The sequence below is a fragment of the Pseudaeromonas aegiceratis genome, assembly GCF_046254905.1.
Classification (GTDB): Bacteria; Pseudomonadota; Gammaproteobacteria; order Enterobacterales; family Aeromonadaceae; genus Pseudaeromonas; species Pseudaeromonas aegiceratis.
On sequence record NZ_CP158016.1, the window covers coordinates 145,704 to 158,059 of the forward strand.

9 protein-coding genes are annotated in these 12,356 nt (G+C 65.9%); 2 read left to right on the forward strand and 7 right to left on the reverse strand.

Annotated elements, in window-relative coordinates; all coding sequences use genetic code 11:
- Positions 1–3 precede the first annotated feature (3 nt).
- From ABHF91_RS00700 to ABHF91_RS00725, 6 genes are all read right to left on the reverse strand, one after another.
- Positions 4–4,413 carry an EAL domain-containing protein gene (locus ABHF91_RS00700; RefSeq protein WP_409421593.1) on the reverse strand — a complete coding sequence of 1,470 codons (4,410 nt, stop codon included), beginning with the start codon at positions 4,411–4,413 and terminating at the stop codon, positions 4–6.
- Between the two features lie 148 nt (positions 4,414–4,561).
- Complete coding sequence (locus ABHF91_RS00705; protein ID WP_409421594.1) at positions 4,562–5,560, reverse strand: CobW family GTP-binding protein; 999 nt, start codon at positions 5,558–5,560, stop codon at positions 4,562–4,564.
- Positions 5,561–5,979: 419 nt separating this feature from the next.
- Positions 5,980–7,194 (reverse strand): multidrug effflux MFS transporter, encoded by a 1,215-nt coding sequence (locus ABHF91_RS00710; RefSeq protein ID WP_409421595.1) that lies wholly within the window; start codon positions 7,192–7,194, stop codon positions 5,980–5,982.
- Complete coding sequence (locus tag ABHF91_RS00715) at positions 7,194–7,814, reverse strand: TetR/AcrR family transcriptional regulator (RefSeq protein WP_409421596.1); 621 nt, start codon at positions 7,812–7,814, stop codon at positions 7,194–7,196. The genes ABHF91_RS00710 and ABHF91_RS00715 overlap by 1 nt, the downstream gene beginning before the upstream one ends.
- 108 nt (positions 7,815–7,922) lie before the next feature.
- Positions 7,923–8,105 (reverse strand): hypothetical protein, encoded by a 183-nt coding sequence (locus ABHF91_RS00720; RefSeq protein WP_409421597.1) that lies wholly within the window; start codon positions 8,103–8,105, stop codon positions 7,923–7,925.
- 94 nt (positions 8,106–8,199) lie between these two features.
- Complete coding sequence (locus ABHF91_RS00725; protein WP_409421598.1) at positions 8,200–8,631, reverse strand: universal stress protein; 432 nt, start codon at positions 8,629–8,631, stop codon at positions 8,200–8,202.
- 307 nt (positions 8,632–8,938) lie between these two features.
- Between ABHF91_RS00725 and ABHF91_RS00730 the strand changes: the two genes are divergently transcribed.
- Together ABHF91_RS00730 and ABHF91_RS00735 are read left to right on the forward strand one after the other, a co-directional pair.
- Complete coding sequence (locus ABHF91_RS00730; RefSeq protein WP_409421599.1) at positions 8,939–10,129, forward strand: NAD(P)/FAD-dependent oxidoreductase; 1,191 nt, start codon at positions 8,939–8,941, stop codon at positions 10,127–10,129.
- Positions 10,130–10,187: 58 nt separating this feature from the next.
- On the forward strand, positions 10,188–11,045 hold the full coding sequence (locus tag ABHF91_RS00735; RefSeq protein WP_409421600.1) for a PA4780 family RIO1-like protein kinase: 858 nt from the start codon (positions 10,188–10,190) through the stop codon (positions 11,043–11,045).
- A 35-nt stretch (positions 11,046–11,080) separates the two neighbouring features.
- On the opposite strand, the gene ABHF91_RS00740 is transcribed toward ABHF91_RS00735, so the two are convergent.
- Positions 11,081–12,286, reverse strand: a complete 1,206-nt coding sequence (locus ABHF91_RS00740; protein ID WP_409421601.1) for a benzoate/H(+) symporter BenE family transporter — start codon at positions 12,284–12,286, stop codon at positions 11,081–11,083.
- Between the last annotated feature and the right edge of the window lie 70 nt (positions 12,287–12,356).

The window sequence follows — 12,356 nt, forward strand, 5'->3', positions numbered from 1 at the left end:
ACATCACTCTCGCAATAGCAGTTCCGTCTCCGGAGTCAGGACCCAGCTTCGCATCTTTTCTTCGAAGGCGCAGGGCGGCAGCGGTGGGCTGAGCAGATAACCTTGCAGTCGGTCACAGCCCAGCTGGCGCAGGAAGGCCAATTGCTCCGGGGTTTCCACCCCTTCGGCCAGCACCCGCAGACCCAGGGCATGGCCCATGGCGACGATGGCGCTGGCGATCTCGGTGTCATCCCGCTGGTGGGGCAAATCATCCACGAACTGCTTGTCGATCTTGAGCATGTTCAGGGGCAGGCGTTTGAGGTAGGCCAGGGAGGAGTAGCCGGTGCCGAAGTCGTCGATGGCCAGCTGGATGCCCAGGGCCTGCAGCTCGGTCAGCAACTGGATGCATTCGCTCTCCCGCTCGATCAGGGCGCTTTCGGTCAGCTCCAGCTCCAGGAACTGGGGCGGGAAGCCGGTCTCGGCCAGGATCTGGCGAATGCTGTCTCCCAGGCCGGGTTGGCGCAGCTGGCGGGCCGACAGGTTGACCGCCAGGGTCAAGGGCGGCAGCCCGGCTTCGCGCCAGCGTTGGCCCTGGCGGCAGGCTTCCCGCAGCACCCATTCGCCGATGCGGTTGATGAGGCCCGTCTCCTCGGCCAGGGGGATGAACTGGGCCGGGGAGATTAGCTCGCCCTGGGGATCCTGCCAGCGGATCAGGGCCTCGACCCCCACCAGCCGGTGGCTGGAAATTTCCAGCTGGGGTTGGTAGTAGAGGCAGAACTCCTCCTGATCGATGGCGCGCCGCAGCCGCATCTCCAGGGCCAGCCGCTCCTGGGCCACCTGGGTCAGCTCGGTGGAGAAGAAGCAGAAACAGCCCTTGCCTTCGGCCTTGGCCCGATACAGGGCGCTGTCGGCCTGGCGCAGCAACTCGTCGGCATGCTGGCCGAACTCAGGAAACAGGCTGATGCCGATGCTGGCCCCCACCACCACCTCCTGGTCGTTGGGCAGGCGCACCGGTTGCTGCAGCAGCTCGATCAGCTGCTCCGCGATGCGGGAGACTTCATTGAGGCTAGGGTTGGACTCCAGCAGCACGGTGAATTCGTCGCCCCCCTGGCGGGAGATGACGTCGCTTTGCCGCAGGCGACCGCGTAACCGCTGGGCGATCTCCTTGAGCAGGGCATCCCCCATGGGGTGGCCATAGCTGTCGTTGACGTTCTTGAAGCGATCCAGATCCAGCATCAGCAGGGCGAAGCGCTCCTGCTCCCGCCGGGCCCGCCGCAGGGCCAGTTCCAGCCGATCCTGCATCAGGATGCGGTTGGGCAGACCCGTGAGAGGATCGTGGTGCGCCAAGAACTCCAGCTTGGCCTCGGAGGCCTTGAGTTGGGAGATGTCGGTGTAGACGCAGACGCTCTGTATCACCTGCTGCTGCTCATCCCGGATCAGAGTGATGCTCAGCAGCTGGGGCCTGAGCTCGCCATCCTTGCGCCGGCTCCACACCTCGCCCCGCCAATGGTTCTGGTTGACCCTGGCCTGATCCACCAGCTCGAAGAACTGGGGTCCCTGGCCCTGTACGCCAAATAGGGTGGGGGTGCGGCCCAACAGCTCGGTGGCCGGGAAACCCAGGTGTTCGATCAGGGCCGGGTTGACCGCCAGGATGCGGCCCTGGGCATCGGTGATCATGATGCCCTCGTGGCTGTTGTCGAACACCACATTGGCCTGACTCAGGCGCAGCTCGTTCTCCTTCAGGGCGGTGATGTTGGTCAGGGTGCCGATAAAGCCCTGCAGCTGATGGTGTTCGTCGAACTCCGGCTCGGTGGCCACGCTGACCCACAGCACCCGGCCATCGGGCTGGACGAAGCGAAAATCCTGATGGGCCGGCACCGCATGGTGGATGGCCCGCCGCCAGTGACGCAGCACCCGCAACTTGTCATCCCGGTGCACCGCCGACCAGTAGTGATTGTCCAGCACCTGCTGGGGCGGCAGCCCGATGAGGCTGCCGGCTCTATCGTTGAGGTAGGTGAGGCGCCCCCTGGCGTTGCTGCGGAAGATGCCGACGGGGGCCATGGTGGCCAGGGTATGGAACAGCCGCTCGCTCTCCTGCAGCGCCAGCTCTGTGTGCTTGCGCTCCGTGATGTCCCCCAGCACGCTCTCATAGGCCAGGGGGCGGCTCAGGTTGTCCTGCTGCAAGCGCCCCTGATCCTCCACCCAGCGCACCGCCTGGTCTCGGGTCAGGATCCGGTATTCCAGGCGGAAGTGGCTGGGCAGGGTGCGCAATATCTGGGCCAGCTGAGCCCGGACGCGCAGTCGGTCTTCCGGGTGGATCAGGTGCTCGAAGTCCAGACTGTGGCTCAGCAGCTGTTGGGGGCTGAAGCCCCAGCGCTGCACGTTACCCGAGATATAGCTGATGGGCAGCTGGGGCTCGGCCCGGCGGCTCAGCAGCACCACCTGACTGGCTTCCACCACCCGGTTGGCGCTGTGCAGGGCGCTGATGGCCTCCATGCGCTCGGCCTCCCGCAGCAGGTTGTCCAGGGCGAAGGAGACATCGTTGGCCATCTCGTCCAGGGTCTGCATCATCTCATGGGTGAAGAAGCCCTCCTGATCGGCATACAGGCTGATGACGCCCATCAGCTGCCGGTCCTCGAAGAGGGGCAGTAGGGCGGCGGCGCGGAATTGGGCCAGCAGGGCCCGTTCATGACAGGGTTGGGTGAGGGGATCCTGCAGGTAGTTGTTACACAGGTAGTGGTGGCCGCTCTGGCGCACCCGCTGCAGCGGCCCCTGCCAGCACTGCTGGCAGGGCTGGTCATCCAGGAAGCTGTGGCCCATCCCGTGGTGGGCGACGATGTCCACCCCTTGGGTCTGCGCCCCGAACAGGCCGATCCAGGCAAAGCGCAGGCCGCCTTGTTCCACCAGGATGCGGCAGACCTGGTCGAACAGATCCTGCCGTCGGGTGGTGCGGACTATGATCTGACTGGTGTGGGACAGGGTGTTGTAGAGGGCCTTCTGCCGCAGCAGCGCCTGCTCGGTCTGCCGGCGTTGGCTGATGTCATCCACCATGGTCATCAGGTGGGTGACCCGCCCCGTCTCGTCCCGAATGGGTCTCACCTCGAAGCTGGTGTGGATCAGGTGGCCATCCTTGTGCAACAGGCGTTTCTCCAGCCGGTAGCTGTCGAGCCCCTCTTCCAGCACCTGGCGCAGCCAGGGCGCCTCCCGGGCCCAGTCCTCGGGATGGCTGACCTGCCCCCAGCTGAGCTTCGCCAGGCTGGGGCCGTCATAGCCCAGCATGTCGCACAGCTTCTGATTGTATCTGTCCCAATGCTGGCGCTGAGGCGTCCCTATGCCCAGACCGACGAAGGGCATGTCGAAGAAGTGTGCCAGCAGGGGCTCGCTATCGGGATCCCGTGGCGCCGCCAGGCCGAACCGGCCGGCGCGGCGTGCCGGTGGCCAGAGGCCGTTGGCCAGCAGGCTGAGCAGCATCAGACCCGCCAGCAGCAGGCCAAGCCAGCGCCACAGACCATAGGTCAGGGACTGGGGATCGGTATGCACCACCAGCAGCCAGCTGGGCACCGCCAGGGGCTGCCAGGCCAGCCAGGGCAGGCGGGTCTGGGCCAGCTGGTTGTGTTGCACCGCTTGCAGCAGCAGTTGGGCGGCGTCCGGGGCGAGCCAATCATCGGTCGCCGTCAACGGCGCGACGCCATCGGCCTGCAGGCGCAACAGATCCGTGCGCCAGGGAGCCTGGGGGGGATTGAGCTGGGCCAGCAGGCGACGCTGGGGATCCAGGCGCAGCACCAGCCAGCCCTTCAGGGTGGCGGTGTCGCTGATGAGGGGCAGCAAGAGGTCCAGACAGGGGGTCTGCCCATCTGGCGGGGCGATCAGGGGGGCGAGGGGTTGCCGGGTGAGCCAGGCCGGGTTGGGCAGGGGACCCGGGGTGGGGGCCGCCTGTTGCGCCAGGGGACGCCCCCGGGGATCCAGCAGCCAGGCACCTTGGAGATCGTTCACCCGGGTCAGGTTGGTCAGCCGCTCATGCCAGCGGTGCGCCAAGGGTCTGGTGGGCTCCTGCAGCTGGCGCAGGAGGGCCGCGTCCTGGCTCAGCTGGCGACCGGCGGCCCACTGGGCCTCCAGCCAGTCTTGGATGACCTGGGCCTGCTGGCGTGCGGCCTGTTGCAGGGGGAGCGCCTGTTGCCGGGCCAGCCAGGGCGGTAGCAGCAGGGCCAGGGTGGCCAACAGGAGTGCCAGCAGCAGCCAGGGCAGAGGGCGGGCGTTGGCGTCCGACCCCGGGGGGCGTTGGGCGTTCGGCAACCAGAGGCGGGCGCACAGCAGCAGGAGCAGCAGATCCTTGCCTGTCATCAATGACAGGTGCCAGATTGGATCCGTCACCAGTCGATTTATGAGCCATTCGAGGCCGAATAGTGCCATGCCCAGGGTCAACAGGCGAAACAACAGGGGCGACCAAGCAAATTTAGGTCTCGAATGATTCCTCTTTCTTACATCAGGCATGGCTATCCGGCGGCAGAGCGGGTCAGGTCGTCCCTTGTATATAGCATCTGAATCCTACCGCGCCGCCAAGGTAAGGTCTCAATAGAGGCCGCTATTTGTGATCGAAGAAGCACTCCGCCAGCTGGGCCTGGGTGAGGTGACGGGTCAGAAACACCAGCCGATTGTCCGCCAGTTCGGCCGGACACTGTTCCAGCTGAGCCAGGGGGTAGAGGGTGCCGTGCACCGCCTGCAGCACAGTCGGCCGGGTATCGCCGGCAAAGCGCACCAGGCCCTTGAGTCGCAACAGCGCCTCGCCATGCCGCTGTTGCACCCGTTCCAGGGCGGCCAGCAGCTCCGCCAGACCCCAGTGGGGCGGCAGGGTCAGGCTGAAACTGGTGACGCCATGACCCTGGCCCGCGTCCTGTTGCAGACCGACCGCCGGGCTGACCCGCAGCCAGCGCCTGAGGCGCAGGGGGGAGCTGGCCGGATCTGGGCTCAGCTGGGCCAACAGCGCCACCTCGGCCTGGCCATGCCGTACCGTCTGGCAGCTGGCCCCCGGGTTGATCTGGGCCAGGCGTTGCGTCAAGGCCTGCAACTGATCGGCACCGCACAGGTCGGGCTTGCTGATCAGCAGGGCATCGGCCAGGGCGGCCTGCTTGAGGGCCTCGGGCTCGGTGTCCAGCTGTGCCAGGCCATACTGGCCATCCACCACCGTCAGCAGGCCGGCATAGCGATAGCGTTCGGCCAGAAATGGCGAGCGGCGCAGGGTGAACATGACCCCGGCGGGATCCGCCAGGCCTGTGGTCTCTATGATGAGGCGGTCAAACGGCGGGATCTGCCGGCGCAGCGCCTGGAGAAACAGGGACTGCAGTGTGTCCACCAGGGGGCCCTGCAGGGTGCAGCAGATGCAGCCGGAGGCCAGCAGCACCGGCTGGTGGTCCAGGGGGCGCACCAGATGATGATCCACCCCCACGGGGCCGTATTCGTTGATCAGCACGGCGGCGCGGGCCAGCTGCGGCTGCTGCAGCCAGTGGTTGAGCAGGGTGGACTTGCCAGCGCCCAGAAAGCCGCTGATGAGGCTGACCGGGATGCGGCGATCGGCAGTAGACATGGGATGGACCTGGGCCGAGGGACAGGCGCCCCTTATACCATGGGTGAGGTCAGGCCGGGAGAGTGGGCCCCGTTACCGGGGCCGGTCTTGGGATTGGGGTCTGCCCGAAGGCAGGGCGGGGTGAAGATCCCCTTGGCATCCTGACGGATGAGGCGGGGATTAACGCTGGTAGCTGAAGAAGTATTCGCGGGTGGACGGGGCCAGACGGGCGTTTTCTTCCTTGCGGGCCAGCAGACTGCTCAGGTTCTTATACAGATTTTTCATGATGCACCTCGTTGGTTTTTGTGACCTTTGTCACGTTCGATATTAGCCAGAGTGTGAGGTGGATCAAGCATTATTTTTCTGAAAACGGTTGATTTCTAAATGAATTCGTTTTCATGCCCCAGGCCGGCAGACGGCAGGTGGGCATGCAAAGGATTTCAGCGTCCCCGTGCGCGCCGGCCTTGCCAGCCGTGAACCCGCCAATACAACAGCACCGCGATGGCGTAGCAGCCCAAGATGGTCAGCGACATGGTCAGCATCGAGGTCCCCCCCAGTCCGGTAAAGGGCACGCTCAGGGCCCCCAGGGCGAACATGGCCAGTCCCAGCAGGGCGGAAGCGGCACCCCCCGACTCTGGCGAAACGGCCTGCATGGCCCGGGAGACAGATGTGGTGCCGATGACGCTGTTGACCGTCACGGAGAAGAACAGGCAGATCAGCACCAGGGGCAGGGGGGCGTGGCACAGTCCGGCCAGCACCAGCAGACTGGCGGCCGACATGGCGAGGATGAGGCCCCCCTGCAGCACATGGATCTCCCCCAGCTGGTTGCTGAGCCGGGCGGCCACCTGGGCCATGAGGATCAGCCCGATGCCATTGACGGCGAAGCAGAGGCTGAATTGCTGCGGCGTGAGGCCATAGAGCTGCTGCAGCACGAAGGAGGAGGCACCTATGTAGGCAAACATGCCGGCGATGGTGAAGCCTTGGGCCAGGCACAGCCCCATGAAGGGGCGCAGGGTGAGCAGTTGCCGGATTTGCTGCAGGGTTTGCCGCAGGCCGCCGGGGGTCCGCTGCTGGGGGGGCAGGGTCTCCCGCACCTGCAGTGTCGAGGCCAGGGTCAACAGGAGGACGATGGTGGTCAGGACGGCGAAGATGCCGCGCCAGTCGACGAGGCGCAGCAGCTCACCGCCCAGCACGGGGGCGCCGATGGGGGCCACGCCGTTGATCATCATCAGCAAGGCGTAGAAGCGGGTTAGCTCATGCCCCTGATAGAGATCCCGGGCGATGGCGCGGGACAGCACTATGCCGCCGGAGCCGGCGATGCCTTGCAGCAGGCGGGCCACCAGCAGTTGGTGGATATCGGTGGCCAGGGTGCAGCCCAGGGAGGCCACCACAAACAGCACCAGCGAGCTCAACAGGGTGCGGCGGCGGCCCAGGCTGTCGCTTAAGGGGCCGAACAGCAGTTGCCCCACGCCGAGCCCCAGCAAGGTGGCGGTCAGGGTCAGCTGGACCACCGAGGTGGGGGCGGTAAATTGCTGGGCTATGTCCGGCAGGGCCGGCAGGTAGAGATCGGTGCACAGGGGCCCCAGGGCGGCCAGGGCGCCCAGTATCAGGGCATAGGCCAGGCGGGTCTGGGGCAAACAGACTAGGTCACGCATCATGACTCCGGAAACAGTTGCTGCAGTAGCTGCAGATAGAGGGCATTGAGCCGCGCGGCATCGTATTTGGGCGCGGTCTGGTGGCGGAACAGGGTCCCCTCGGTGAGTACGGCCATCAGCTCCACCCGGGCGGATACTTCCTCCTCGCTCAGCTGGGGGTAGTGGTGCCGGGTCCACCGGCAGGCTTCGGTAAACAGCCGGTGATCCATCGCCTCCAGCAGGCGCGCCACCACCGGGTTGCGGGTGGCCTCGGCGGCGATCTCGAAGAACAGGGCCCGATCCGTATCCTCTTCATCCATCAATTCCGGCAGAGTGCGCCAGGCCAGCTCACGGGCGATCCTGGTCAGTGCCTGATCCTCCCGGCCGATGACGGTGATCTTCTGGGCGGTCAGGTCGAGTACCAGGGCTTCGATGATGGCGTCCTTGCTGGGGAAGCTGCGGTAGATCTGTCCCACGCTCAAGCGGCTGGTCAGGGCAATCTGGGCCATGCCGGTGCCGTGGAAGCCCTGTTGGCGGAAGCAGAGGCGGGCCGCGTCCAGTATCTGCCGGCGGCGGGCCTGCTGGCGGGAGTCCGTGGTCATGTGGAGGAAGAAAACCTGAATGAGAACGATCGCTCTCATTTTCCGGCCGACGCCGACGCTGAGCCAACGCCTTTGCCTAACTTTACGGTGAAAAATAAACGGGCGCGTCGCAAGACACGCCCGTTGGGCCGGAGCAGGGGTTACCGCCTAGTACTCGTCGTCGTCATCGTCATCATCGTCGTAATCGAGACCACCGCCGAACTCTTCGTCCTCTTCCCAGAAGTCGTCATCGTCCTCGTCGTCATCCCAATCGTCGCGCTCCTCCTGCTCTTCGAGTTCGTCGTCCTGATCCCACTCCTCGTCGTCCGTACCTGCGTTGTACCCTGTCATCGGCGTCTCCTTGTTGCTCCTGTGGGCTGTTCTAATTAAGCCCATGTTGTGGGGCAGATCAAGCCAGCGGCCCGGGCAAGTGCGCCGGGTCGGCTCACTCCGGCAACGGCATCACCAGCAGATCGCAGGAGACGCTGTTCATCAGCTGGCGGGCGGAGGAGGTGAGCAGGCTCCAGAAGGTCTGCCGGTGGCCGCAGACCAGCAGATCGATGCCGTATTCGCTCACCGCCTCGTTGACCTTGCTGCAGAGATCGCCGCAGATCACCAGGCGCTTCTCTATGGGGTAGTCGGTACCCGCCAGGGCCTTGTCCAGCCGCGCGTTGGCATCCGCCAGCACCTTGTCCTGCATGGTGTCGATGTCCAGGGCGATCATCTCGGTGTAGAGATCCTGCAGGTTGATGTCCACGTGGATCACCGACAGCTTGGCATGGTGGCAGCGGGCCAGGGCGACAGCCTTGTCCAGTACCCGGGTATGTTCCTCATCCAGATCCAGGGCCACGAGAATGTGTTGGTAGAGGTCAGACATGCTAGTTCTCCGTTGAGTCGCATCAGCTCCACTATAGCAGGGTCCGCTGACAGACTTGTGACTCAGGTGTCAGGCCGGTGGTCAGGCCAAATTGGTTTTTTTCTCGCCGCCTCTTGTCTGCCGTGTCGGCTCTGGTAGGCTGGTCTCGGGTGTTGCAAGGACGCCCACCATTTCAACAAGCATCTTTGCTGAAACGTTTGGGGAGCCGCTCTAGCAGCTCCCCTTTGTTTTGTCTGCGCCGCCTCGGATTTTGTCTGCGACGGCCCGGCCCAGTACAATGGCGCCCTTTTAAACGGCAGGAGCGGCTATGCGGTGGGATGTGATCATTATCGGGGCGGGGGCAGCCGGCCTCATGTGCGCGGCCCAGGCCGGCTACCGTGGCCGCCGGGTGCTGGTGCTGGATAACGCCAAGCAGCCGGGGCGCAAGATTCTCATCAGTGGCGGTGGCCGATGCAACTTCACCAACCGCCTGGCCGGGCCCCATGCCTACCTGTGTGCCAATCCCCACTTCACCAAGTCCGCCCTGGCCCGCTACCGGGCCCAGGACTTCATCGAGCTTATGGAGCGCCACGGCGTGGAGTACGAGGAGCGGGATCACGGCCAGCTGTTCTGCACCGACTCCGCCAAGGAAATCGTGCGGGTGCTGCAGACCGAGTGCGACTGGGCCGGCGTCACCCTTCAGCTGCGCACCGAGATCTTGTCGGTGGCTCAGGGGGCGGTAGACGAGGAGCGGTTCGTGCTGCACACCAGCCGGGGTGAGCTGACCTGCCAGTCGCTGGTGGTGGCCACCGGCGGCCTGTCGCTGCCCAAGCTGGGAGCCACCCCCTTTGGCTACCGGCTGGCGGAGCAGTTCGGCCTGCCGGTGCGGCCCACCCGGGCGGGCCTGGTGCCCTTCACCCTGCACACCCAGGACAAGGACGACTTCGCCGAACTGTCCGGCATCAGCCTGCCGGTGATCCTCACCGCCGAAGATGGCCAGCAGTTCTCCGAGGCGCTGCTGTTCACCCACCGTGGCATCTCCGGGCCGGCGGTGCTGCAGATCTCCTCCTACTGGCAGGCGGGGCAAGCGGTGCGGATCAACTGGTTGCCGGGGCAGGACGTGTCCGCCCTGCTGGCGGACTGGCAACAGCAGCACGGCGCCGCCGAACTCAAGACCTGCCTGGGCCGTCTGCTGCCCAAGCGGCTGGTGGAGAAGTTGCTGGAGCGCAGCGGGGTTGCCAATAAGCCCATGCGGCAATACGGTCACGGCGAGCTGGCGGCGCTGGTGCAGCTACTCACCGACTGGCGTCTGCTGCCCAACGGCACCGAGGGCTATCGCACCGCCGAGGTGACCCTGGGCGGGGTGGATACCGACGCCCTCTCCTCCAAGACCATGGAGGCCAAGGCGGTGCCCGGCCTCTACTTCATCGGTGAGGTGATGGACGTCACCGGCTGGCTGGGCGGCTTCAACTTCCAGTGGTGCTGGAGCTCCGGCTGGGTGGCGGGGCAGTTTGTATGAACCCTGTGGCTTGGTCTTCAGTGGATTTTATTGGCCAACGACGAGGTGATCGGGCGGCATGAAAACACCCTTACCCCTACAACCCCTGATGGACGACGGTTTGGTGGACGAGGTGGTGCGCCGCCTCAAGAGCGGCAAAGAGGCCGACGTTTACGTGGTGCGCTGCGGTGAGCAGCTGCGCTGCGCCAAGGTCTACAAGGATGTGGCTACCCGCAGTTTCAAGCAGGCGGTGCATTACCGGGAGGGGCGCAAGGTGCGCAACAGTCGCAGCGCCCGGGCCATGGAGAAGGGCTCCAAGTTTGGGCGGCAGCAGCAGGAATCCCACTGGCAACACGCCGAGGTGGATGCCCTCTACCGGCTGGCGGCGGCGGGGGTGCGGGTGCCCCAGCCCTACGGCTGTTTCGACGGCGTGCTGCTGATGGAGTTGATCACCGACGGTGCCGGCCAGGTCGCGCCGCGGTTGAGCGATCTCAGCTTCGAGGCCGAGCAGGCCCGTCAGGATCATGCCACCCTGATGAACCATGTGGTGCGGATGCTCTGTGCCGGCCTGGTGCATGGCGATCTATCGGAATTCAATGTGTTGCGGGATGCCGTGGGCCCGGTGATCATCGATCTACCTCAGGTGGTGCACGCCGCCGCCAACAACCACGCCAAGGACATGCTGATACGGGATGTGGATAACCTGAGTCAATTCTATGGCCAGTTCGCCCCCGAGCTACGGGGCAGCCGTTACGCCCAGGAGATCTGGGCCCACTATGAGGCGGGCGATCTCACCGAACAGGTGCGGTTGACCGGCCAGTTTGCCGAGCCCACCCAGGCGGTGGACTTAGCCGCCGTGCTGGACGAGATCCAGTCCGTGGAGGCCGAGGCGCTGGCCCGGCTGGCCCGCCGGCAGGCGTCTGACGCATCGGAGTAAGCCGGGGCGCCCCTTGCTTTATAGCCCCTCACCGGTCAGCTCGCCTGAGCCGCACGGGCCCGCGTCAGGCGCGGCAGCCAGCCGCGCTTGGCGCACAGGCCGGTCAGCACCCCGGCCAGCAGTCCCCAGAAGGGGGCGCCGATGCCAAAGAAACTCACCCCGGCGGCGGTCACCAGCAAGGTGATGAGGGCCGCCTCCCGCTCGGATTCCACCTCCAACGCCTGCTTGAGGCTGCCCCCCAGGGTGCCCAGCAGGGCCAGACCGGCGATGGCCACGATGAGTTCATGGGGCAGCAGGGCAAACAGGCTGGCCACAGTGCTGCCCAGCAGGGCGGTGAGCAGATAGAAGACCCCGGCGCAGCAGGCGGCCAGATAGCGGCGGTTCGGCTCGGGATCGGCCTCCTTGCCCATGCACAAAGCGGCGGTAATGGCCGCCAGGTTGAGGGCGAAGCCGCCGAAGGGCGCCAGCAGCAGGCCCGCCAGCCCGGTCCAGCCGATGAGCGGTGACACCGGCGGCCGGTAGCCGTGAGCGTGCAGGGTGGCCAGCCCCGGCAGGTTCTGCGAGCTCATGGTCACCAGAAACAGCGGCAGGGCCACCCCCAGACAGGCGTGCCAGCTGAAGGCCGGGCTGACCCACTCCAGGTGCAGGCCGCCCAGCGTCAGCTCGGCACCATTCAGATCCCCCTGGCCCAGGGCCACCGCCAGACCGATGAGCAGCACCAGGCCGATGGCGTAGCGTGGCAGGCGGGGCTTGAGCAGCCAGTAGCCCAGCAGCATGCTGCCCACCAGCCAAGGGGCCTGGGGCAGGGCGCGAAACAGTTCCAGACAGAAGCCCAGCAGCACGCCCCCCAGCATGGCTGCCGCCAGGGACTGGGGCAGCCTATGCATCAGGCGGGCGAACAGGCCGCTGAAGCCCACCAGGGTGATGAGGGCGGAGCTGACGATGAAGGCCCCCACCGCCTCGGCCAGGGAGAGGCCCGCCAGGCTGCTGATGAGCAGGGCCGCCCCCGGGGTGGACCAGGCGGTGAGTATGGGGGTGCGATAGCGCAGCGACAGCCCCAGGGTGGTGAGGCCGGTGCCCAGCCCCAGGGCGCCCAGCCAGGAACCCAGCTGGGCCGGGCTGGCGCCGGCCTGTTGGGCGGCTTGGAAGATGAGGGCGGCGGAGCTGGTGTAGCCCACCAGCACGGCCACCAGGCCGCTGCTGACATGGTGCAGGCGCAGGGAACGGATCAGGGAAAACATGGCGGCCTCCGGGCTTGGGCCAGTTGTGCGTTATAGCGCATAATAGGCGCAAACCCCGCCCGTGCGCTAT